The organism is Dyadobacter sp. AC419, assembly GCF_979253085.1.
Map to the genome: position 1 here is coordinate 590,519 of NZ_CEEDCD010000027.1, position 23,078 is coordinate 613,596.

Annotated in this window: 26 protein-coding genes and 1 pseudogene; 18 read left to right on the top strand and 9 right to left on the bottom strand. The window is 44.6% G+C overall.

Features of this window, described 5'->3' with window-relative positions; translation table 11 throughout:
* The first annotated feature begins 24 nt into the window (after window positions 1-24).
* The 8 genes and pseudogenes from AC0IYG_RS27580 (at window position 25) to AC0IYG_RS27615 (ending at window position 4,672) form a co-directional block, all read left to right on the top strand.
* A complete protein-coding gene (locus AC0IYG_RS27580; protein ID WP_471714303.1) occupies window positions 25-828 on the top strand; it encodes an MATE family efflux transporter in 804 nt (267 codons plus the stop codon).
* Entirely contained in the window at window positions 825-1,490 is a 666-nt protein-coding gene (locus tag AC0IYG_RS27585) for a hypothetical protein (protein ID WP_471714304.1), read from the top strand. The genes AC0IYG_RS27580 and AC0IYG_RS27585 overlap by 4 nt, the downstream gene beginning before the upstream one ends.
* A gap of 91 nt (window positions 1,491-1,581) precedes the next feature.
* Window positions 1,582-2,274 carry a class I SAM-dependent methyltransferase gene (locus AC0IYG_RS27590; protein WP_471714305.1) on the top strand — a complete coding sequence of 231 codons (693 nt, stop codon included), beginning with the start codon at window positions 1,582-1,584 and terminating at the stop codon, window positions 2,272-2,274.
* Between the two features lie 205 nt (window positions 2,275-2,479).
* Complete coding sequence (locus tag AC0IYG_RS27595) at window positions 2,480-2,743, top strand: hypothetical protein (RefSeq protein ID WP_471714306.1); 264 nt, start codon at window positions 2,480-2,482, stop codon at window positions 2,741-2,743.
* On the top strand, window positions 2,740-3,000 hold the full coding sequence (locus AC0IYG_RS27600) for a hypothetical protein (RefSeq protein ID WP_471714307.1): 261 nt from the start codon (window positions 2,740-2,742) through the stop codon (window positions 2,998-3,000). Before AC0IYG_RS27595 ends, AC0IYG_RS27600 begins: the two co-directional genes overlap by 4 nt.
* Window positions 3,001-3,312: 312 nt before the next feature.
* Window positions 3,313-3,930 carry an FkbM family methyltransferase gene (locus AC0IYG_RS27605; RefSeq protein WP_471714308.1) on the top strand — a complete coding sequence of 206 codons (618 nt, stop codon included), beginning with the start codon at window positions 3,313-3,315 and terminating at the stop codon, window positions 3,928-3,930.
* 157 nt (window positions 3,931-4,087) lie between these two features.
* A pseudogene (locus AC0IYG_RS27610) lies at window positions 4,088-4,359 on the top strand (ORF6N domain-containing protein).
* Entirely contained in the window at window positions 4,298-4,672 is a 375-nt protein-coding gene (locus tag AC0IYG_RS27615) for a hypothetical protein (RefSeq protein WP_471714309.1), read from the top strand. Before AC0IYG_RS27610 ends, AC0IYG_RS27615 begins: the two are co-directional and overlap by 62 nt.
* Before the next feature lie 225 nt (window positions 4,673-4,897).
* On the opposite strand, the gene AC0IYG_RS27620 is transcribed toward AC0IYG_RS27615, so the two are convergent.
* Both AC0IYG_RS27620 and AC0IYG_RS27625 read right to left on the bottom strand, forming a co-directional pair.
* Complete coding sequence (locus AC0IYG_RS27620) at window positions 4,898-5,161, bottom strand: hypothetical protein (protein ID WP_471714310.1); 264 nt, start codon at window positions 5,159-5,161, stop codon at window positions 4,898-4,900.
* A gap of 11 nt (window positions 5,162-5,172) precedes the next feature.
* Window positions 5,173-5,508, bottom strand: a complete 336-nt coding sequence (locus AC0IYG_RS27625) for a methyltransferase domain-containing protein (RefSeq protein ID WP_471714311.1) — start codon at window positions 5,506-5,508, stop codon at window positions 5,173-5,175.
* A 128-nt stretch (window positions 5,509-5,636) separates the two neighbouring features.
* Between AC0IYG_RS27625 and AC0IYG_RS27630 the strand changes: the two genes are divergently transcribed.
* The 9 genes from AC0IYG_RS27630 to AC0IYG_RS27670 all read left to right on the top strand — a co-directional run bounded on the left by AC0IYG_RS27630 (window position 5,637) and on the right by AC0IYG_RS27670 (window position 12,393).
* A complete protein-coding gene (locus AC0IYG_RS27630) occupies window positions 5,637-5,798 on the top strand; it encodes a hypothetical protein (protein WP_471714312.1) in 162 nt (53 codons plus the stop codon).
* Between the two features lie 228 nt (window positions 5,799-6,026).
* Window positions 6,027-6,689, top strand: coding sequence for a glycosyltransferase (locus AC0IYG_RS27635; RefSeq protein WP_471714313.1), 663 nt, complete (start codon window positions 6,027-6,029; stop codon window positions 6,687-6,689).
* A 73-nt stretch (window positions 6,690-6,762) separates the two neighbouring features.
* Window positions 6,763-6,897 (top strand): hypothetical protein, encoded by a 135-nt coding sequence (locus AC0IYG_RS27640; RefSeq protein WP_471714314.1) that lies wholly within the window; start codon window positions 6,763-6,765, stop codon window positions 6,895-6,897.
* Window positions 6,890-7,045: a glycosyltransferase gene (locus AC0IYG_RS27645; protein ID WP_471714315.1), complete on the top strand. Its 156-nt coding sequence runs from the start codon at window positions 6,890-6,892 to the stop codon at window positions 7,043-7,045. The genes AC0IYG_RS27640 and AC0IYG_RS27645 overlap by 8 nt, the downstream gene beginning before the upstream one ends.
* Window positions 7,023-7,667, top strand: a complete 645-nt coding sequence (locus AC0IYG_RS27650) for a glycosyltransferase (RefSeq protein WP_471714316.1) — start codon at window positions 7,023-7,025, stop codon at window positions 7,665-7,667. Before AC0IYG_RS27645 ends, AC0IYG_RS27650 begins: the two co-directional genes overlap by 23 nt.
* A 216-nt stretch (window positions 7,668-7,883) precedes the next feature.
* Window positions 7,884-9,812 (top strand): SusC/RagA family TonB-linked outer membrane protein, encoded by a 1,929-nt coding sequence (locus AC0IYG_RS27655; RefSeq protein WP_471714317.1) that lies wholly within the window; start codon window positions 7,884-7,886, stop codon window positions 9,810-9,812.
* Entirely contained in the window at window positions 9,788-9,973 is a 186-nt protein-coding gene (locus AC0IYG_RS27660; protein WP_471714318.1) for a hypothetical protein, read from the top strand. The genes AC0IYG_RS27655 and AC0IYG_RS27660 overlap by 25 nt, the downstream gene beginning before the upstream one ends.
* On the top strand, window positions 9,970-10,989 hold the full coding sequence (locus AC0IYG_RS27665) for a hypothetical protein (protein WP_471714319.1): 1,020 nt from the start codon (window positions 9,970-9,972) through the stop codon (window positions 10,987-10,989). The genes AC0IYG_RS27660 and AC0IYG_RS27665 overlap by 4 nt, the downstream gene beginning before the upstream one ends.
* Before the next feature lie 30 nt (window positions 10,990-11,019).
* Window positions 11,020-12,393, top strand: a complete 1,374-nt coding sequence (locus tag AC0IYG_RS27670; protein WP_471714320.1) for a RagB/SusD family nutrient uptake outer membrane protein — start codon at window positions 11,020-11,022, stop codon at window positions 12,391-12,393.
* A 79-nt stretch (window positions 12,394-12,472) separates the two neighbouring features.
* Here the strand turns inward: AC0IYG_RS27670 and AC0IYG_RS27675 are convergent, their stop codons facing one another.
* The 5 genes from AC0IYG_RS27675 to AC0IYG_RS27695 all read right to left on the bottom strand — a co-directional run bounded on the left by AC0IYG_RS27675 (window position 12,473) and on the right by AC0IYG_RS27695 (window position 20,387).
* On the bottom strand, window positions 12,473-13,774 hold the full coding sequence (locus tag AC0IYG_RS27675) for a DUF4302 domain-containing protein (protein ID WP_471714321.1): 1,302 nt from the start codon (window positions 13,772-13,774) through the stop codon (window positions 12,473-12,475).
* A 23-nt stretch (window positions 13,775-13,797) separates the two neighbouring features.
* Complete coding sequence (locus tag AC0IYG_RS27680; protein ID WP_471714322.1) at window positions 13,798-14,724, bottom strand: zinc-binding metallopeptidase; 927 nt, start codon at window positions 14,722-14,724, stop codon at window positions 13,798-13,800.
* A 19-nt stretch (window positions 14,725-14,743) separates the two neighbouring features.
* Complete coding sequence (locus AC0IYG_RS27685) at window positions 14,744-16,213, bottom strand: RagB/SusD family nutrient uptake outer membrane protein (protein ID WP_471714323.1); 1,470 nt, start codon at window positions 16,211-16,213, stop codon at window positions 14,744-14,746.
* 42 nt (window positions 16,214-16,255) lie between these two features.
* Window positions 16,256-19,612 carry a SusC/RagA family TonB-linked outer membrane protein gene (locus tag AC0IYG_RS27690; RefSeq protein WP_471714324.1) on the bottom strand — a complete coding sequence of 1,119 codons (3,357 nt, stop codon included), beginning with the start codon at window positions 19,610-19,612 and terminating at the stop codon, window positions 16,256-16,258.
* Between the two features lie 196 nt (window positions 19,613-19,808).
* Window positions 19,809-20,387: a precorrin-2 dehydrogenase/sirohydrochlorin ferrochelatase family protein gene (locus tag AC0IYG_RS27695; protein ID WP_471714325.1), complete on the bottom strand. Its 579-nt coding sequence runs from the start codon at window positions 20,385-20,387 to the stop codon at window positions 19,809-19,811.
* A 109-nt stretch (window positions 20,388-20,496) separates the two neighbouring features.
* Between AC0IYG_RS27695 and AC0IYG_RS27700 the strand changes: the two genes are divergently transcribed.
* Window positions 20,497-22,452, top strand: coding sequence for an ABC-F family ATP-binding cassette domain-containing protein (locus AC0IYG_RS27700; protein WP_471714326.1), 1,956 nt, complete (start codon window positions 20,497-20,499; stop codon window positions 22,450-22,452).
* Window positions 22,453-22,548: 96 nt separating this feature from the next.
* Here AC0IYG_RS27700 and AC0IYG_RS27705 read toward each other — a convergent pair whose 3' ends face one another.
* Together AC0IYG_RS27705 and AC0IYG_RS27710 are read right to left on the bottom strand one after the other, a co-directional pair.
* Window positions 22,549-22,770, bottom strand: a complete 222-nt coding sequence (locus tag AC0IYG_RS27705; protein ID WP_471714327.1) for a Uma2 family endonuclease — start codon at window positions 22,768-22,770, stop codon at window positions 22,549-22,551.
* Between the two features lie 23 nt (window positions 22,771-22,793).
* Window positions 22,794-23,054 (bottom strand): Uma2 family endonuclease, encoded by a 261-nt coding sequence (locus tag AC0IYG_RS27710; protein ID WP_471714328.1) that lies wholly within the window; start codon window positions 23,052-23,054, stop codon window positions 22,794-22,796.
* Between the last annotated feature and the right edge of the window lie 24 nt (window positions 23,055-23,078).

The following is a 23,078-nucleotide window of genomic DNA, read 5'->3' on the forward strand; positions in this document are numbered from 1 at the left end:
ACGTCAGGGTTTTAACGAGTTCAATTGTTTCTTACGTTGGAGTTGCTCATCGGCATTTTCAATATCCTGATACTCTATAACCAATTTTTGACTCAGGAACAGTTAGGTTTATACGCTTCCACCCTGCTGACTTTTCCGGTGATTTACATGTCGTTCGCCTTGCTTGGCGTTCCTTCTGTTGCAGTTCGTTTTCATAGCCGGTTTCAGGATTATGAATCAAGAAGGCAGCTTTTTACATTCATCATCATTACGCCGCTCGTCGGATTGGCTGCTTTTGCGGCGCTATATCTGCTTTTCAAACCGCTTTATCTGGACTTTTATCTTGACCATTCTCCGATGCTGGTCAAATATTATTACGTTTTTATTCCGCTAACGGTCGGGATGGTTTATTTGCTGGCGCTTGAATCTTACTCACGGATCAACCTGCGCATTGCCGTGCCTTCGCTTATCCGGGAAGTGGGATTACGATTATTTAATAGCCTGGTTGTCATCCTGTTTGGTTATAAAATCATCACATTTGACACCATGGTTAACCTCACTGTGCTGAGTTACGGTCTGGCCATTGTTGCGATGCTCATTTATTTATATTTCCAAAAGCGACTTTACACTTCCCTCGATTTCGGTTTCGTGAGACATCCTGCTTTCAAGGAAATGTATCGTTACGGGCTTTGGGTTTTGCTCGGCGGCGCGAGCGCTGCATTGCTCCCGCACATTGAAAAAGTGCTGCTTCCAGCATTCAAAAGGCGGATTAGGGAGCACAGCGATCTTCGACATTGCTTCCCGGATCGCGTTGGTGATCCTCTATTCCGAGAAACAGCATTGTCATGATCAGCGCGCCGATCATTTCCGAAGCTTATGCGAAAAATGACATTGCACACATTGACACGATCTATAAAAAATCATCCCTTAACCTCTTTATTATCGGCTCATTTCTCTTTCTGGGCATTTGGGCTAACATTGATGCCATTTTTGGCATTATTCCTAAATCCGACATTTACGCGCAGGGCAAATGGGTCGTGCTCATGGTCGGCATCTCCCGGATTGTGGACATGATGACGGGCTTGAACTCTGAAATTTTGACGAATTCGAAGTTTTACCGTTTCGATATCGTGTTCATGCTATTTTTCACGATCCTCATATTATTCAGCAGCCAGTTCCTGATCCCGCTTTATGGTTTCAATGGTGCCGCCGCCGCTGCCCTTTTCTCAACGGTCGTTTACAATTTCGTTAAGCTGTTTTTTATCAGACAAAAACTTGGCATACAGCCTTTTACATTAGGAACTTTGAAAGTGATTGTATTGGGAGCAGTGGCTTTTCTGGTTGCAACTGTCGTACACGCCTTTTCCGGCTCCGGAAAATCTGATCGGCACGATGCTTGTTATGTTGGGCAGGTCGGTGATTATTACAGTCATTTTTGGTGGGGGAATTTTGCTCTGGAATGTGTCAGAGGACATTTCAGCAGGATTCGGCAGCGGCTGGAAATTAATTAAGACGAGTATTCTGAGGATAAAATAAGAGACCGTTATCTTTGAAAATTAAAACGTGCGTTTGCATTCGTTTTGCCGATTATATCAATTGCCAATGTCGTTAAAGGAAAAAATTATTGCAGGCGTGCTGAAACAGCCTTTCAGTTTGTATCAACTAACAACCTATGATCCTGCCAAGCCGGTTAATATGGTTGTTGGGTCGATGTATTCGCTTTACAAAGGCTGGATACATTCTGATATTGAGACGCTTAACCTTTTGAAAGAGAGCGATTGGCAAAAATATTTCAACGAAAACGCCATTGATAAAATCCTGGCAGAACACGTTTGGGAACATTTGACAGAGGAAGAAGGCAGGCTTGCATTCAAACATTGCCACACATATTTGAAACCCGGCGGTTTTGTACGCGTTGCCGTGCCCGATGGCTTCAATCCAAGTGCAGAATACATTGATTATGTAAAACCGGGCGGCACAGGAAACGGCGCTGACGATCACAAGCTGTTGTACAACTATCAAATCATGTCCCGGTCGCTGGAAAGCGTTGGCTTTACGGTAAAATTGCTCGAATATTTTGATGAAAACGGGCAGTTTCACAAAGCGCCATGGAGCCCGGAAGATGGCATGATCAGACGTTCGGCCGACCACGATAGCCGGAATGCAGGCGGAAGCTGGGCTAGACTTCTTTTGATCATTGATGCTTATAAAAAGCGCATGAGTTTGCCCGCCAGTTTAGCTCCCATCCTCTTGTTTTGTTACAATCGTCCGGCACATTTCGCAGCAGGTAAATGATCCAGGCTTTGCAGCAAATGAGCTGGCATCTGAAAGTGATCTTATTATTTATTCTGACGGGCCAAAAAAGGCATCCGACGAACCGTTAATTGCGACATTAAGAAGCTTTTTAGCAACAGTTAAGGGTTTTAAGACACTAAAAGTTGTAAAATCTGAAACTAACCTCGGATTAGCAGCGTCGGTCATTGAAGGCGTAACGCAGGTTTTGCAGGAGTTCAAAAAAGTGATTGTGCTGGAAGACGATATGCTCAGCGCACCCGATTTCGTGACTTTCATGAACGAAGCATTGACTGTTTACGAATCAAGAAATGACATTTTTTCAGTCACTGCTTATGGTCCACCGATTTCATTACCAGCCGATTATAGTAATGACTCCATCTGGCGCCGCGTGCAAGTTCTTGGGGCTGGGGAACGTGGCTTGATAAATGGCAAAGGGCTGATTGGCAGGTTAATGCGTTTTCAGAATTGAAAAATAATAAGGAACAACGTAATACATTCACAACCGGCGGTGAAGATCTTTGGCCAATGTTGGTGAAGCAACAGCGCAAAGTGATCGATTCGTGGGCAATCCGCTGGACTTACAGCCAATTTTTGAACAATGCTTATGGCGTTTATCCCGTACATTCGAAAATACGCAACATTGGAACAGACGGCAGCGGCACGAACTTTACATTCAAGACGGGATATTACGGTTCCGAAAATGAGCGCCGGCAAAATCCTGATTGACCCGGACATTCAACCTGATCATGAGGTGATTAAAGCTTTTGGCGACTGATTAGTAAACTTCCGATTACATTAAAAATCAAGAACCGGATCAAATACGGGATCTGAACCAAATCCATTATGTACTGGCTGCGCGTGATCCTTGAGGAACCATTTACGGCATTGCGGACATCCACAAACCGTGAATTCATGGCGTTGCTGCTGCTCAAATATGGAAATAGCCGCAGGCAAGCACATTAAGCCAGGTTGAATTTGGCAATTTCAAGCTTACGGTGCCCGATACGATGTCGTTTCTTTGGCAGCATAAGGAGATTTTTGCGGACGGATTTTTACTATTTCGAATCCGCTGATCAGAGCCCGGTCATTTTCGATTGCGGCGCCAATGTCGGAATGAGTGTTTTGTATTTCAAAAAGCTCTTTCCAAAAGCACGCATTACCGCTTTTGAAGCCGAACCACAGATTGCTTCGCTGCTTCAAAATAATCTGACGAACAACCATATTACGGACGTAAAAATCATTGACAAGGCCGTTTGGACAGATGATCAGGGCATTTGGTTCGGCAGCGAATCAGCCGATTCTTCTTCCATACATTCCACAGCGGAAAAGAAAAAAGTGCCTTCAATTCGCTTAAAGGATTATTTATTAGCCGAAAGCCACATTGATTTTCTCAAAATAGACATTGAAGGCGCAGAAATAGAAGTCCTGCACGACTGCCGGCACGCATTGGGTCATGTCAAAAATCTCTTTGTAGAATTTCACTCCTACATCGGCAATCCCCAGGGGCTCGCGAACATCATACAAATCTTCGAAGAAAACGGTTTCCGATATTACATCGACACCAACCAGCACCGGTTAAGGCCCTTCACAAACCACCGCTATCGCGGAAATGATGTAATGGACCTTCAACTGAACATCTTCGGCTGGCGGGAGTAATTCAATTATGAATGATACATTCTTAAAAACTTGAGATCACAATTTGTGATCTCAAGTTTTTAAGAATTGTCACAGCTAAAATTTTTTGAATTATTTCAGTGACCAATCTCACAACCTCGCGTAATGTATGCAATGACTAAAAAACTAATGCATACATATGGACTTATCAGTGATAAAAAGTAAGGTTTTGACAGTAAGAGGGCACAGAGTGCTGTTGGATTATGACCTCTCGGCATTGTATCAGGTCGAAACAAGAATGCTTAGCAAGCAGTTAGAAGAAACATCGAGCGATTTCCGGAAGACTTCATGTTTGAATTAAATAGTGAAGAGCTTGAAAACTTTGAGGTCACAAATTGTGACCTTAAGTTTGGGAGGCAATCGATATCTGCCCTTCGCTTTTACAGAACAAGGCGTCGCGATGTTGTCTAGCGTTCTGAGGAGCGAAAAAGCCGTTCAGGTGAACATCATGATCATGCGCACATTCGTAATGATAAGACAATATCACACCGATTATAAGGACATTTCAGAGCTCCTGAACAGTTTAGAAAAAGAGATGAATGTCAAGTTCAGCGATGTGAATGACGCACTCAATTATTTAATGAGCCCGGAAGGAAATCGCCGTTCTTTCGATTGGATTCAACCGGGAAGAACCCGAATAAGCATATCACCCCGCGTACGGGTTCTTTGGGAAAATGTGGATTTGGAAACCGTCTTTTTTCATGGCTTCCATGACTTGCTGTGAAGGCAGTTTTTTGAAAATTACGGCGCATAGGACTTGCGCGGGCAATGAGCGAAAACTTTGTCAGGAAATCATGAAATGCGAGTTTCCGCTTGATCTTGCGGAAGGATGGCGAAGAATCGTCGGCTTTGTCTTTGCTGTATGACGGGTGATAATAATTGTTGTTAATGCCCTTGAAAGCAACGGCAGGCAGCCCCATTCCATTGGCCAGGTGTATCCATTTCCCGTTCAGACAGCTTGAAAACTGTAATTACCAACCTCTTCAAATGAATAGCGGTTTTTCCAGTATTTCTGCAAAAGCGATGTGTCAAACCTGTCCAGAATGTTCCTTAATGCTAACAGAAAAGGCATTTTAGAAATCGGGTCATGCGGCTCGACGAGGATTACTGCTTCACGCGCAACGCGCAGCATTTCATAAACGCCCAAACAAGGTTCTCGGAAAATGGTGATAAGCTTCTTTGCAAAAAATATAATCGTAAGAATCATCACCAAAACTTAGCTTTTCAAACATTCTCAACGGTATAATGATCAAAAAAACCGCGTGCCTGTGATAATGGCAAAAACGTGCCGGAAATATCCGTAGCCGTTGTTTCAAGGCCCTGACGGTGAAAGTAATTGGCGTCAAAACCATAACCATCGCCAACCGTGAGCCAGGACTTCTTTTCAATCGTAAATGGTGCAGTCAATTCAAGCTGACGGCGGTGAATCCAATGGTTAATTGTCTTGTGCCGCTCGTCGTATTCCCACAATTCAATGGCCTTGTCCTTTGCTTCCTGAGTCGCATATTGCACCTCATACCAACCTGAATGCGCCTCATGGCTCTGCTTTTCCGTAGACATTTGATTGTGTTTACTATTTTTTGATACAGATACTTTTAAGGATAAAATTTATTTAACCACATTACTATTTAATTTTAGCCTTTCGAATTCAATGCCCTTTCACAACTTTAAATCAGCGATCGCAGTAAATGGTGCTTCACCTCAGTAATTTTCACCTGGAAGGAGGAGCCGGCGTTGCTGCCACGCGATTGCACCGGGCGCTGCTCAAATCAGGCGCAGATTCTCACTTGCTGGTGCCTAACCTGCAAACCGAAGAAGTGAATGCAACCGCACTTTCACCTGAAAAATGACTGTCCGGCAGCTCGTGGCGACGTTTTGTTGGAGAAAGACTTTACTTCTATCCGCAAGAAAAAGATGCTTCCGTCAGGTTTGCTTTTTCTCCTGCCGAAGTCGGGGCTGGTACATTAGCCAGCATCCGCTTGTGCAGGCAGCCGACATCATTCATCTGCATTGGATCAATTTTGGTTTTTTTATCTATTGATTCGCTCGATAAGCTATTTTCATTAGGAAAACCGGTTGTGTGGACACTCCATGATATGTGGACTTTTACCGGTGGCTGCCATTATAGCAGAGGCTGCGAGCGATTTTTGAGCCATTGCCAGTATTGTCCATATCTTGCCAAACCCGATAAGTATGACATTGCTTTTCAACAATTTGAGCGTAAGCAGGACATTTATAAAAAAACGAAAATGGCCCTTGTTTCACCTAGCAAATGGCTGGATAAGCTGGTTAAAAGCGCTGCATTGACACAAGATTTGCAATCTCTGAGCATCCCGAATTGCATTGATACAACATTATTTAAGCCATCAGATAAAACTGCAATTCGTCGAAAACTGAATCTGCCGGAATCTAAAAAACTAATCCTTTTTGCTGGCGCCAACACCGCTGACCCGAGAAAAGGATTTACCTATTTCAGGCAGGCATTGGAGAAATTAGGAGCACTTTCTGACAATACGGAAGTCCTTGTGCTGGGCAAAGCAAACGCAGATTTAATGGCTTCTTTTCCCTTGCCTTTGCATTATTTGGGTAAAATTTCAGATCCGTCCGAAATGGTGAATGTCTACAATGCGGCTGATATGCTTGTCGTGCCGTCTTTGGAAGATAATCTGCCGAACACCATTATGGAGGCAATGGCTTGCGGGACGCCGGCGATAGGTTTCGCCAACGGGTGGAATTCCTGAAATGATTTAATCATCAGGTAAATGGTTACATTGCTTTGCAAGGATCCGCGCAGTCACTCACAGACGGGATGCTGTGGGTCCTCAACTGACTGAAAATCGGAAATTACTGTCTGAAAATGCACGCAAAAAAGTGCTTGAAACCTATGCCGAAAGCATTGTAACTGCTCAGTATCAACAACTTTACCAATCGCTGCTTACGCATGAATGACGCACCGCTGCTCACGATCATTACGATCACTTACAATGCGGAGCAATTTCTGGAACGCACATTGCGCAGCGTAGGCAATGCGCTGCAAAACCTTGCCCAGTCTGAACAGTTGGAATATCTGATCATTGACGGAAAATCTAACAGATAAGACACTGGAGATCGCGCATCAGTTTTCATTTGTTTCAAGAATCATTTCGGAACCTGATCGCGGATTGTATGATGCGATGAACAAAGGGCTTGCGCTGGCAAAAGGAAAATATGTCTGGTTTTTGAATGCAGGTGATGAAATATTTGATTCCAATGTGCTGAACAGCCTTTTTCCAAAACTTGCCGGCGATGCGGATGTCATTTACAGCGATGCTATGCTGGTGCGTGAAGATGGAAGTGAAGTTGGGCTGCGAAGCCAGTTTACCCCGCATACATTGCCGAAAAATCTGAAATGGCAGGATTTTGCGTTGGGCATGAAAGTGTGTCATCAGGCATTTATTGCAAAAAAAACCATCGCACCCACTTACGACATTAACAATCTGAGTGCTGATATCGACTGGGAAATTGAATGTTTGAAGCGCTCTGCTCAAACCACATTTTTAAATATAGTGCTTTGCCGCTATTTGGTCGGTGGATTATCTGTCAAAAATCACCGCCGTTCCCTACTCGACCGTTTTAAGGTTTTGAATAAACATTTTGGCCTTTTGCCTACCGTTATCAATCATTTTCAAATTATGCTGCGCGGCTTCATCTTTGCACGTACGCACGGGCGCTATTGGTAAATAAGTACAATTTTACCTTTCTCAAAAAATTGCTTTTACAATTGCAGTTATCAGATATAAGCATTGCTTATAATCTTGGCTCTCCTCATTATCACTTCAAAAGACTGCAATATTAAATTACATTAAATGCGCTATACGGCAGTGTGAATATTTTGGTATTCCATCAAAAACCATACATTTGTTTCAGGCAAATAGGAATAACCAAATCTAACTATTATGAAAAAACTTCTGCTATTAGCAATGTTTTGCTTGCTTGGCACGTGGATGTCCGTACAAGGACAGAGTGTGAGGATCACCGGAAAAGTTACAACGCAAGAAGATTCGTCTCCACTTCCGGGCGTTTCGGTTCAGGTAAAAGAATCTGTGACAGGAACACAAACCGATTCGGAAGGAAACTATACGATCAATATTCCGTCTTCGAATTCTGTGCTGGTTTTCAGTTTCGTAGGAATGTTGGCGCAGGAAGTGACCGTTGGCGGCCAAAGCGTCATTAATGTTACATTAGCGAGTGACACACGGAGCCTCAGCGAAGTGGTGGTTACGGGTTTTGGATCGCAAATCAAGCGTGACCTTACGGGTAACATTGCGCAGGTGAAAGGAACAGAAATTCAAAATATGCCTGTTGCGAGTGTTGATGCAGCTTTGCAGGGACGCGCTGCGGGTGTTTATGTAAACAGCGGAACGGGGAAACTCGGTCAGGCCATTAATGTGCGTATCCGCGGAAATTCTTCGATCAGCGCGAGCAGCCAGCCATTATATGTGGTGGATGGAATGCCGGTTACGACTTCCGATCAGAGCAACCGGGCGGGCGGCGCTTCCAATCCGCTTTCCGATATCAACTCCAATGACATTGAATCCATAGAAATCCTGAAAGATGCTTCGGCAGGCGCAATTTATGGTTCACGCGCTGCTAATGGCGTTGTTTTGATCACAACCAAGCGGGGGAAAGCAGGTGAAACCAATGTCAGCATTAACTATCAGCTTGGATCTTCGGAAGCGACGCGCCGGGTTGACTTCCTTAATGCCGATCAATATGTGAAGTTCTACACCATGGCAACTGCGAACCGCGACCGCATCGACGGCGTGGAAACCAGCGATCCGGATTCTTACACGCAATATATGCTCGGCGAAGGCGGTTTCCTGGATTATTACAGCCTCGGAACTTACAACACGCCTAATCAAAAAGAATATCTCTGGCAAAACCAGGCTTTCCAAAAAGGCCCGATGCAGCAGCTTGATTTCCAGTTAAATGGAGGAAGCGAGAAAACGGAATTCTTTTTATCAGGTCAATATCTGGATCAAAAAGGGACCATTATCGGCAACAAACTGGACAGGCTTTCGACGCGGATGAACCTGGATCACCAGGCTTATAACTGGTTGCAGGTTGGACTTTCAATGGGTTTATCCAGAACGGTTAACAAGCGTTTGCCGGGAGATAATGCATTCTCGAATCCGCTTCAAATGGCTGCATTGACGCCTTTGACACCATTTGACGATCCCGCAACGGGCTTACCGACAGGAACACCTCCGGGCGAAGTGGGCGTTCCGCTTTATTTCAACCCGATGATTTCTATCAAATATTCAAGCTTCGTAGCCACTTCATTCCGGAATTTAACAAATGCTTTTGCACAAATCAACATTGTTCCGGGATTGCGGTTCCGCAGTGAATTGGGAATTGACCTTTTGAATCAAAATGAAGAAAGCTATTATCAAAGCCAAAACGTGCGAAATGTAAGCACGGCCAGCAGCGGTCTCGGTGAGAATTACGGAACATTTGTAACGAATTACAACACAAATAACTTCCTGTCATTTGATAAAATCATCGGTTCGCACGCATTGGACGCAACATTGGGCATGTCTTACCAGCAATCACAAACAAAGGTGAGCTTTGTGGAAGGAACACAATTTCCATCCAATGCTTATACTAAAATAGAAAGCGCAGCGACCAAGTCCAATGGCGGTTCTTCGGAAACCAATTTCCGCTTCCTATCTTACTTTTTGCGTCTCAACTACAAGTTCTCTGATAAATATCTGGTCTCGGCCAGTGCGCGGATCGATGGTTCTTCCCGTTTTGGAGCCAATTCGCGTTACGGATTCTTCCCGTCCATTTCTGCGGGTGGGTGCTTACGGAAGAGAATTTCCTGAAAAACAACACAACATTAAGCTTCCTGAAACTTCGCGGAAGCTATGGATCAACGGGTAACTCGGAAATCGGCGATTTCCCACAATTAGGCTTGTTTTCGGGTGATGCGGGTTATGCAGGTGCAGCCGGACAGCGCCCTTCGCAGCTGAGAGTCCTAACTTGAAATGGGAAACAACCAAGCAAGCTGACTTTGGTTTGGATTTCGGTTTGTTCAACAACCGGATCAATGGTGAAATCGATTATTATGTCAAGAAGACAGACGGACTTTTGCTTGAAGTGAATGTGCCCGCCACGACCGGCTTTGCGATCCAGGTTGCCAATGTTGGAAAGCTTGAAAACAAAGGCGTTGAATTTGTCCTTAACACGCAAAACCTGATCGGTAAATTCAAATGGAACACTTCGTTGAATATTGCCAATAATAAAAACAAGGTTACCGACATTCAGGGCCAGGTTATTGAAGGCGGAATCCGCAGTATGAGCCGCGTTATGGAAGGCCAGCCTGTGGGTGTGTTTTATACGGTCGAATATGCGGGTGTTGATCAGGCAAACGGCGATGCACTGTTTTACAAAAACACCAAAGGAACCGACGGCAGCATTGACCGCACAACGGTTACAAACAGCGGTTATAACAGCGCACAACGCGTTGTTGCAGGCAATCCGAATCCGAAAATCGTGGGCGGGATTACGAACACATTCTCTTATGCAGGATTTGACCTAAATGTTTTCTTCAACGGCGTTGCGGGCAACAAGATCAATTTTTACGGTGTAGGACAATATTCGTCCGCAAACGGCATTTACGAGGACAACCAGACTGCCGATCAGATGAATGCTTGGACACCTGAAAACCGCAATACAGATGTTCCGGAAGCACGTTTTTATCGTGGAAACGGAAATCAGGCTTCGACGCGCTACATTCTGGACGGTTCTTATCTGCGTTTGCGTTCCATGACATTGGGCTATAACCTGCCAGCTGCGATCACCAGCAAAATCAAACTAGAACGCTTGCGGGTTTACGTTTCAGGATTGAACCTTGCCACCATTACCAATTACAAAGGCTGGGACCCGGAAGTTAATACAGACGACCTGAGCGCGAGGGATGCGAAGTTTGCGGTAGGAAATGATTTTTACAGCGCTCCTCAGCCGCGGACTGTTTTGGTGGGTATCAATGTTGGATTCTAATTGACCATTTGCTAATTAATGACCAGAATTATGAAAAAGAAAGCATATATATATTCGCTTGCATTTGCAGCAGGGCTTCTGTTCTTGAATGGCTGTGCGAGCAAACTGGATGTGGCACCGACGCAGGATATAGACGAAGAAGCTGCATTGACCACTTCGCGTGATGTGGAAGTTACATTAATCGGTGCTTATGACGGATTGCAGGACAATGATGTTTATGGCGGCGGTTTCCAATATTCATCAGAGTTGCTTGGTAACAGCGATGAGCTTGGGTTTGGGGGCACATTCCAGAACCTGCTGGAAATGTATAATAAGGAAATCACGACTGCCAATGCCACTGCATTGTTAACATGGCGTGATTCTTACGTGGCCATTAACCGTTGCAACAATGTACTGTCGGCGCTGGATCTGGTGGATGAAGACAAGCGCGACCGGGTTGAAGGAGAAGCGAAATTTATCCGCGGCTCACTTTATTTTGATCTCGTAAGGTTGTATGCAAAAGCTTGGGGAGACGGCGATAATGCACAAAACCCAGGCGTTCCTATTGTGCTGGCGCCAACGCGCGTAGTGACCGATGCGGATAAAATTGCGCGGAATTCTGTTGCGGAAGTTTATGCACAAGCATTGGAAGACTTGACTTCTGCAAAAGCACTTTTGCCTGAATCCAACACGATTTATGCCAACAAATATGCGGCTTCTGCGCAATTGTCCCGTGTTTATCTGATGCAATCCAACTTCGCGGGTGCGAGGGACGAAGCAAACACCGTGATCCAGTCTGGGAAATTTCCGCTGGCTGCTGATTTCGAATCGCTTTATTATACATTTCTGGACAATGGCGGAGCGAATCCTGCTGAATACATTTTCTCCATGGTTGTTACGCAACAGGACGGGATTAATGATATGAACACGTTTTTCGGAACCACCATTGATGACATTCCGGGAACAGCCGGTCGGGGTGATATCCGGGTTTTGACGAAGCACAGAAACCTGTATGAAGCGGGTGACGTTCGCGGCGAATTCTTTGTAACGACGAACAACACATTTACCCAAAAACACCTTGATAACTACGGCAATGTGATACAATTCAGGGCAGCAGAAATGTATCTGACGCGTGCAGAAGCCAACTTCCGGCTTGGAACGGCGATTGGTGCTACGCCACTCGCTGATATCAACCGAATCCGTGTTCGCGCAGGTTTGAAACCTGCAACTGCCTTAACACTTCAATCGATTTTGAAAGAACGTCACTTAGAGCTCGCATTTGAGGGACATATGCTGCACGACATTAAGCGCAATAAGCTAAATGTGGGAACGCTGCCTTACAATTCGCCAAAACTCATTCTGCCAATTCCACAACGTGAAATCGATGTGAACCCGAAGCTGGTTCAAAACGAGGGCTACAATTAAAATAGATTAGTTTGTTTTATAGCAAAAAACACTCCTTTTGGGAGTGTTTTTTTGTTGAGATACAATGTTAAGTTCTTTTTTATTGCCAGCTTATCCATGATTTGGCATCTTTTGCGCTCACCATATCATAGGTTGTTTCGGAAGTCTGAATGAGATAATAACCGGTTGGTTCAAAAAGCAGGTTGGCAGTCTGAACAACGGGACCAGTCGCTGGCACTTCACCAAATGTTCCTACTGATGTAAATATAACCCTGCCATCACTGGTAAACCTAGGCGTCGGAGCATGACCATATTTAAAATTAACCGCCTGATCTGCATAAAACAATGGCCCGAAAAGATCGTAATCACTGTTTATTCCGGGTTGATAGATGTAAGAATAAAAGGTTGCTTCACCGAATTTCAAGTCATTCAGTTTGAATGCATCATCTACGCCATTAACATGAAAACCATCGGACGTCTCCCAGTAACTTCCTGATTCTATCGGTTGCTGCCACCATCTTCTTGATGCTGCAATATCAACGGATAATGGTTTAATGGCGCTTACAACTGTTGCCTTAACCCCGGCAGCCGTAACGCCAACCTGGGCCGTGGAAGCATTCCAGGTTACATTGGTGAAGCCGTTGATCGTCTGTGAGCCATTGACAAGCGGCGATGTAAATGACAGACCGGCTTCCGTGAAGTAATAATTTGTTGTGAAACTTCGCGGTGTGTTTCCATCCAGCCAGGTTAATTTGATCGTTCGCGTCCTTGGGCTAAGCGTAATTTCATAGGTAACATTGCCAAAAGTAACGCGCTTGAAATAAGCCTGATATTTTAAAATGTTGTTGAACAGCACGCCTTTCGCTAAATCGCCGGCAGTAAAAGCAGCCGCTTGTCCCTGTGTTGCCTTTGTTAACACCAGCCGGCTTTTGTTCTTGCGCCCTACAAGCGTTATGGACTCCGTTTTCACAGAATCGGGAAAAATGCTGAACTCAAAATCGGATGACAAACCCAAGCCTGTCTCTCCGCCATTCACTTCCCGATCCGGATCAGCCAGGACGTGCAAATAGGAATATGTGTCGAAGATCAAAACAGGCGTTTGAACGGCTTTCAGGCGGTAACTGCTTTCTTTGGACTTAGCCGCAGATTCGTCCGAAAAGTCGGAGAACATGGTCACCCGGTTTTTGTCATCAAATTTAAAATAAAAGCCGTAAGAGCCGCCGCCACCTGGATAAATGACCGCATTCCACCCATAAGGAGCTTCTACAAGCTGTTTTTCATAAGATACAAGCGCCGCATTGAGTCTTGCATCCGCTGATTCTTCGAAAACCGAATCATCATTGGATTCACATGACAAAAAGAAAACACTTGCAAAAAGCAGATATATAATGGATTTTTTCATCCCGTGATAATTTGTAAATACAATTAAAATAACTTGTTCATCGATCCACGCACCCTTCTTTGCAGGCTGTAAAAATCAATGTTCCATGTGTTCTTATAATAAGCGACCACGATGGCTTCTTTTTGTCTCAAAAATGATTGGGCCTGCTCCTTAGTCGTTCCTCTTGGACTTGTTCCCTCCGGAATTGAATTGACAAGTTTATCAAAACCCACTTTGCCTTCCGTAAGCATCATGGCGATCATTTCAACAAAGTCTTCGTCAAAGCTCGATGAGCTGTAAGCCGTGATAAAACCGTCCCGCCGCGCATCACTATCCGACCAGTTGATCCAGTTTCCGCCCTGATAAAGTGCTTTTGTAATGTTCTTGTACTCAACCGGATACAGCACGGTTTGATGCAGAATATGGCCAAACTCGTGGTGGATCGTGTGTAGAAACCAGTCTTTTACAAATGCTGAATCTCGGGCTGCATTATAGCCCGGCATGCCCTTGATCTTAAACTGATTTACTCCAAACAAAACGACTTTGCGGCCGCCTTCCGCCGTTCCTAATGTGATTGAACCCTCCGCATTATACTCGTTACTTCCCGAAAGAATGAAGAACTTGGGTGAATATTTATTGTAAAACACTTTTCCAGCCTCTTCCACATAAGGCACGGTCCACGCCCTTCTGATAGTGCTTAGCAACGGAATTACCTGCGATTCGTCAGGCGGCACGAGCGTTTTTGTAATGTTGCCAAATTCAAACTGGTCCCATTTGTATTTTGCCGAAATGTTATAGGGCGTGACAAGGCTGTCCACAATCCATTTATCGATCGGCCCCTGGTCCCATTCATCGCCGCCGAGTCCGGGGATGTTTTCCACCTCGCCAATTTCTTCTTCCTTACACGCGCTAAGTCCCATGCTCAGCACGAGTGCCAGAAAGAAAAGCTTATGCAGTTGTTTGGTTATCATATTCTTGAACTTAATGATTTCAACGTGGATTTTGTGCTATTCCGGCCAGCGTTGCGGACTGAGGAATCTGTAAAATTCGTTTCGGATCCGTAGCAGGAACTGTTATGGCACCGCCGGAGGCCAAATCGTGCGTAACCGGAAGTGCGTAACGCTGCAAATCAAACCAGCGCATGCCTTCCTGAACAAATTCGATCCGTTTGAATGCCAATATGGTGTTAATGATGCCGTCCCTAACATTGCTCGTGCCGAAAAACCTTCTCATGCTTGCATTCGTAACGGTGTGGGTGGATGGGTTGTAACCATCAACGCGTTTGCTCACGAAAAGGTTAATATCAACTAATGCAGCAGCATTATTCCCCAGATAAGCATTTGCCTCGGCGCGGTTGAACAACACTTCTTCCGCAGTAAAAAGCGGCAGCATGACATAACCTACGCCGATTTCCGCATTCACCGATTCCCTTACAAAATATTCGTTCAACTTCGGAATGAGATAATTGTTGTCACCTTGTGAGTAAAGCGGATATGCCCAGCTGGCCGAACCATTGATAATGGCTTCCGAAGATGAAATTTCCCGCCACTTTCGGTAATTCATCCCAAAGCGATACTGAGCAACATATCTGCCAACCCAGGATGCAGTTTCAACGAGCATTAAGTTGGCATTCTGGCTGGCCCGTGAATATACATTGTACAATTCCTGAGGTGACAGGCTTGAATAAGTCGTGTTCCAGGGACGCAGATTATCGGCAATGTTGCCCTGAAAAACATTGTTGGCATATTGTAAAACCTTGGCGTAATCCCTTTTTACCAGATAAAAACGGCAGGCAAATGCATTGGCAGCAGCGCGGTTAAAGTGATATTTGGGAACCGTGTAGGATCCGTCACTAATCAATGGCAAGCCTTCGAGCAAGTCTTCTTCAATTTTTTGGTAAACACTTGCGACCGTTCCTCTTTCGTATTTTTTCAAAACAACAGTCTCGGGCTCTGTAACATACGGAATGCCGGGATCTGAATTAGGCTGAGCAGGATCGTAGAATTTGCTGAAATAACTTACCAGCATGAAATGCGCATATGCCCGTGCAAGCAAAGCCTCGCCCCTTTGCGCGCCATAGTCAGCAGGGTTCGTTGATTTGCTGATAATGTCCAATGCCTGATTTGCCACCGAAATCGCGCGGTAACATTCCGCCCAATATTGATCAGGTGAATCCTGTTCTTCGACCGTCGCTTCCACTTCCTCAAAAAGATAGGAGCCGCGGTTTGTTTTATCATCTTCTCCGCGCCCTTTGTCGTCCACATTGTCGCTCATTGACTCCGCAAAAACAACATAACCACCTTGGGGATAAGCCGTTGCAAGCAACTGAGACACCTGCTTGGGCGTGTTAATGGACGCCCGGGTGCTGTCCGGCTCGGTTGAAAGGAAATCCTCACAACCCGACAGCAGCAAGACCGGCAGGAAAAGGAAGATCTTTTTATATAAATTCTTTGTGTTCATATCAAAAACTTAAATCGTCATATCAATTTCCAAGTTCACCAATTATAATGTCAGCTTCAAAGCCACTGTAAACTGCTTTTGAATCGGCTGCGCAACGCCACCTGAATTAAAGAACTCCGGATCTTGTCCTTTCAATTTTTTGTCGGCATAAATCAGCCAGGGATTAATTGAAGACAACTGAATGCTCGCACCTTTGAATCCATATTTGGAAGCAACCACCAACGGCACTTTGTAAGCCAGGGAAACCGATTTGAGTCGGATAAAATCGCCTTTTGCCACACGTTCAGTTGAGTAATTGTAAACGTTATATGGATATGTTCCGGTCAGATATTGCAGTTCTAGCTGATCGCTGATACTTGGAACATTTGTTAACGCCTCGTCACCGGACATCACCCAACGATCCAAAAATTCTCGCGGCATGGCGTCTAGGTCACTGAATGAACCCTTATACAGCGGATTGAGGCGGATTTTGTTGCCTGCCTGATAAGTTAGGAAAATGTTCAATGAAAGATCTTTGTAAGTCAATGTGTTATTGAAACCTCCTGTGATCGGCGGGTCAACCGGACCTTCATATTTCAAGAAGCCAATGTTCTGATCTTGCAAATACACATCCGAGCTAACTTCACCGGTTTCGTTAAGGAAAATCGGCACACCTGTTTGCGGATCAATGGAATTGTATTTGATCGAAAACAAGCTGCGAACCGGCCTTCCCTTGATGTTAGCTCCTTCTGCTTTTACCAAATCAAAGATTCCCGGATTGTTATCAACATTAGTGATTCGGGTTTGAGCATAACCCACGGTTACACGCGAGCGGAAATCCCAGTCCTTGTTTTTAAATAAAACGCCGTCGAGAGAAAAATCAACTCCATAAGATTGCATATCAGCGTAATTGGCCACTTTGAAGATCTGCCCACCAATGCCTGACGTCTTAATTTCATCAATCAAATCAAAGCTGTTTCTGATGTAACCGTCCACGCTGAGGTTAATGCGGTTGGCAAAAAACCCAAGGTCGAGACCCACATTGCCGCTGTAAAGTTTTTCCCAGGTTAGCTCCGTGTTTTCGAGGGAAGTCAGCTGAATAGCAGACTCTTTTTCGTCATTAATAGGCCGTTTTGAAATAATGCTTTGAAACAGCACAGCTGAATTGGTGGCCGGGCCTGTGTCCGCGGACAACCCATAACTGGCACGCAAACGACCCATACTCAACCATTTGAAGCGCTTAATGAATTCTTCCCGGTCAAAATTCCAGGATCCTGCAACTGTATACGTGGGCAGCCAGCGTGCAATGGCCGATTTACCAAAACCATTGGAACCGTCGTAGCGGATATAACCTGTAAAGTTGTATTTGTCATCCAATGTGTAGCCAGCGCTTCCGTAAAATGCCGCGAAACGCTCGTAATCCATGCGCATTCCGTAATACGGAAAGTTGGCTTCAATGGTCTGCTTTAATATGCGGTAATCCACAAACGGCGTTCCCCCTTGCTCATATTGATAGCCATAACCTGTGTTGTTGGAGTTTTGTCTGTTGGTATACTTAATCTCTTGACCAACAAGCAGATCCACTGCATGGCGCTCATGGAATGTCTGATTAAATCTGAAATTGTTCCGGACATTATAGAACAACATCTGATCTTCATTGCGGTTATAAAATCCGCCGCTGGGCAGCACAACGACCGGATATGCGTTGGGCACGTCGGGATCTGTGTAAAGATATTTGTTCGCGAGTGCGATGGTCGAGTTATCGGCAGCGCGATAAGCATTGGCCATGTTGGAGTTTTCGGTAATAATGTGCTCCCGGCCGGTTTGAATGTAGCGCAAGGCACCCAGGAAATCGTATGTAATGTGGTCCGTGATCTTGTAGGACAGATTTCCCTGCAATTTTATATCAGCCAGATTCAGCTTAATGCGGTTGTTCGCAAGCTCGGAGACAATGTTAAATGGCGCGAAGTTTCTTCTGAAAAATTCCAGATCTCCATTTTCATCATAAGCAGTCAAAGTCCGGCTCGTATTCAGCGCATAACTAAATGGATTAATGTCAAAATCGCGGTCAAATTTACCCTCAACCGGATTGCTTCGTCTGCTCAGAGAACCCGGCGCTTCCTGCCTTCTGACGGAAGCCAGTGTGAGCAAACCAAGGCTAACTTTGTCCGAAAGCTGATAATTGTTCTTAAAATTCAATGTGTAACGTTTCACTTTGTCGGCGATCGTCCAGCCATTGTCGTCCAGATAACTCGTTGACACATAAGATTGTGACTTATCCGTTCCAAATGAAACGCTTACGGAATGCTCCTGAATGAAGTTTTGTTTAAAAAGCACGTCAAACCAATCTGTGTTGGTTCTTGCATATCTCAATAAGAAATCACGTTTGGCTTCCGGCGTGTTGGCAACAGGAAAATTGCCCTGATCATCACCGGTTAAGGAGTTATAATATTTGCCATAAACACCGTAATCAGGCTTTGAAAGGACACTCGAAGTGAGATAACCATTGCGTTCAAGGTTGCCCAGAACCGACATTTGTTGCGCGGAATTCATAATGTTGAAGTTCCTGTAACTTGGCGTAAGCTGGGTGCTGAAATTCCCGGAATACGTAATAACCGGCTTGCCGCTTTTTCCTTTTTTGGTTGTGATGACGATTACGCCGTTCATTGCGCGCGCACCATATAATGCAGCCGCAGCGGCATCTTTCAAAATGTCAAATGTCTCAATATCATTTGGGTTAAGTCCTGCAACAGCCGATCCGAGCAATGTTGTTGGGTCACCGCTGGATAGCTGATCATTGGAAATGTTCACAATGTCTTCCTGCACAACGCCGTCAATAACCCATAATGGCTTGTTATCACCATTTAAAGAAGTTGCCCCGCGGATCCGGACTTTTGGCGCAGCACCGAATGTTCCGGAAACGTTTTGAACGGAAACCCCGGCTGCACGGCCTTCGAGCATGCGGCTAACATCTGGCAGACCGTCTATTTTAACGTCATCCGTTTTTAATGTTACCGCTGAACCGGTGAATTTATTTTTATCAATTTGCTGAAAACCAGTCACAACTACATCCTGCAACCCGACTGCATCCTCAGCTAATTGGATAGAAATGCTTTTTGCAGCCTTGACTTCTTTTGGCAAAAATCCGATCATGGTTACGACCAATGTGGCTCCTTCGTTAACGCCTTGCAGCACAAACTCACCTTTTTCATTGGTAACCGTTCCTTTTTGGGTGCCTTTGACCCGAACGGTCGATCCGATCAGCGTTTCGCCACTTGTGCTTTTAACAACACCTTTCACCTCAATATCTGCAACAGATGTTGATTTGGAAAAAGCGGAGATTCGAATGGAGAGAAAAAATAAGGCAACAAGCAAGAATGAAAGCCGAGTCAGGCCACTGATCCGATAAAGAACATTCATATAGAACTAAGTATAAGTCTAACGCAAATTAATGGGTTTCCGCTGGGACGGATTTTAATTATTAATTATCTCAATAATACGCAGAAATACGAAACGATATGGAGGGGCGACGCTAAACTTTTGGTCTGCAAGTAATAAAACAATTTGCACTGCATTTTATTGTGACCAAATGAGCCGTTTGCGACTATTTTTTGGCTCAATTTCTTTTCTCTGTCAAAACGGAAGTAATGCGGTTCAATTCGTCTACTTTATAAGCGAAATCACCCTTTAACATATCCCTGACGGCTTTAAGCTGCTCCATTGCGGTTTCGAGATTATCGGGTAATGCTTCTCCCAAAACCTCTTTGAGTCGTTTGGCCAGAGTTGGTGACATGCCATTTGTCGAAATAGCCACTTTCAGGTTCCCTTTCCGGACTACGGATGACAAGTAAAAATCACACAACGGAGGCGTATCGGCCACATTAACAAGCATATTTTTGGATCTTGCCACGCTTGAAATCCTTGCGTTTTCTGGCTTATCATTCGTAGCGACTATAACAAGGTCCTTTGCGGCCAGATCGGCGTCTTCAAACTTGCGTTCAATTAAATTAATCCGTGAATTCTGACTGGCAATGTCCCTGATTTCCTGCCGGATGTCGGGCGAAACGAGCGACACTTTTGCCAATGGGGAATTGTCGAGCACGGCGGTGATTTTTTCAAGACCGACATATCCGCCACCCACAATGAGCGTATGCAGGTTTTCGAGTTTCAGGAAAATGGGAAACAGATTGTTCATAATATCAAATTTACATTAAATCTGACAATTACGGGGTTATGCCTCTCCTTTTATAACTATTCCAACAATTACACTTTTTCTATCTCCTTCTTTCGCCGTACCTTGCGGCATGATCGCGATTACGAACCTCAGTTACTTTCTTGGCGACCGGGCACTTTACGACAGTGCTTCGCTGCATATTAAGCCGAAACAAAAAATCGGCCTTATCGGCCTCAACGGCACAGGAAAGTCTACACTGCTTAGAATGATAAACGGGGAATTCCAGCCGGATGGCGGAAATATCTCCAAAGCGGGAGACTGCACAATCGGTTTCCTGAACCAGGATTTGCTTTCTTACCAAAGTGATGATTCCATATTGTCGGTGGCCATGCAGGCTTTCGAGCGGCAAAATGTTTTGCAGATCCAAATGGATAAGATCCTGCATGATATGGAACACAATTATACAGATGCGCTTGTGGATAAACTAGCGCGTGTTCAGGAAGAATTTGAGGCATTGGACGGTTACACGATTCAATCCAAAGCCGAAGCGATTCTGGAAGGGTTGGGCTTTGTGACAGATGATCTGCACAGACCATTGAGATTGTTTTCCGGAGGTTGGAGAATGCGTGTAATGTTGGCAAAATTGCTTTTGCAAAAACCATCATTGCTCATGCTGGATGAGCCTACCAACCACTTGGACCTACCTTCTATTCAGTGGGTTGAGAAATATGTGCAGAGTTATGAAGGCGCTGTGATCGTAGTTTCTCACGACAGGCAATTCCTTGATAACACCATTGACACGACGGTTGAAGTTTCGGGCGGAAAGTTGAATTACTATGCTGGTAATTATTCCTATTATTTAGAAGAAAAAGAAGAACGCAACGAAATTCAGCGTGGCGCTTATGAAAATCAGCAGGCGAAAATTCGTCAGACAGAGCGTTTCATTGAGCGTTTTAAAGCCAAAGCAACCAAATCCCGTCAGGTTCAGAGCCGGGTAAAGGCATTGGACAAAATGGAGGTTGTGGATCAGGTGATTGATGAAAACGCGAAAGTGCATTTCCGTTTCCAATTTACGACGCAGCCGGGAAGACACGTTTTTCAATTGGAAGAAGCTTCCAAAGCTTATGGGGATAAAGTCATTTTGGATGGCACTAACATTAGCATGGAACGCGGCGATAAGATCGCTTTAATTGGAGCAAACGGACGTGGTAAATCAACTGTGCTTCGCGTTGTGGCTGGAACTGAACCGATTGAAGGAAAAAGAAGATTGGGGCACAATGTTTCTTTCACGTTTTACGCACAGCACCAATTGGAATCGCTAAATGTTCAGCATAACCTGATTGAAGAGCTTAAATATGCCAATCCTAACAAGACAGAAACGGAGTTAAGGACTGTTTTGGGCTGTTTTCTGTTTTCAGGAGATGATGTTTTCAAGAAGATCAAAGTCCTTTCGGGAGGTGAAAAATCACGGGTGGCATTGGCAAAGGTTTTGCTTTCGCAAGCGAATTTCCTGCTGCTCGATGAGCCTACCAACCACTTGGACATGCAGTCGGTGAACATTCTGATCCAGGCTTTGCAGCAATATGAAGGCAGTTACATTGTGGTTTCCCACGATAGATATTTTGTCGAGAACATTGCAAACAAGATTTGGTACATTGAAGATCATCAGATTAAGGAATATCCTGGAACATATCAGGAATACGAAGTTTGGGTTGAAGAGCGTGGTTTGCAGTCTGCGGTTAGCGCTAATGTAGCAGTTAGCAGTGCGCCGCCGCAAAAAACAGCTCCACAATCAACTTCCAATGGCAATGCTTCAAAGAATAACGGCAAATCTGTTTCCAACGAAGATTCTCAAAAGATAAAGAAAGCGCAGAAGCAGATTGAAGAGCTTGAAGCGACGATTAACAATCTTGAAATCAAGAAGACGGAAACGGAAGTAAAGCTCGCTAATCCGGAGATTTACAATGATTCCAAAGCGTTAGCTGATCTCAATCGTTTTTATGCAGACATCAAGCAAAAGCTTGATCAGAGCACGGAAACCTGGGAAAGTCTGATGCTGGAAGTGGATTCACTGGCTGGGAAGTAAGAATTTGAATGTATAAAGCAGAAAGGGAAATCGTTTGATTTCCCTTTCTGCTTTTATAGACAATGCTAAATCAATTCAATGGTTCGTGCATAAATATCACTTAGACTTAGTTTTCAAATTGAGGTTAGGCAAAGTTATCTGATCTTCAATGTTGTTGGTTTCCAGTGTTAAGTACCAAACTCCATTTTCATCTTTGCTAAAAACCTCGACAGACACTGATAAAGAGTCAACAAGAATGTATTCTGTCAATGTTGGAATTGATCTGTAAAGGCGAAACTTATTACCTCTGTCATAAGCGCTTGTCGACTTGGACAACACTTCAATAATTACGGATGGGTTGATTAATGCGTCCTGGTCATTTTCAGAAAATTCGGGCTTCCACAGACGATAACGAGATCAGGATAAGTGTAAAGTCCGTTTTGCGGAATGTGCAGGCGCATATCACTCGAAAAGCTCTGGCAAGATTTGCCCTTCAGAGCAATGTAACATTCTCCTGAAATATTACCCAAAATCCGATTGTGATTAGGACTCGCCCCCGCCATCGCGAATATTTCCCCTTGGTAATATTCGCTTTTGTACTCGGCTTCCCTTTCCAGCTCCAAATATCTTGTTCTGATACATTTCGA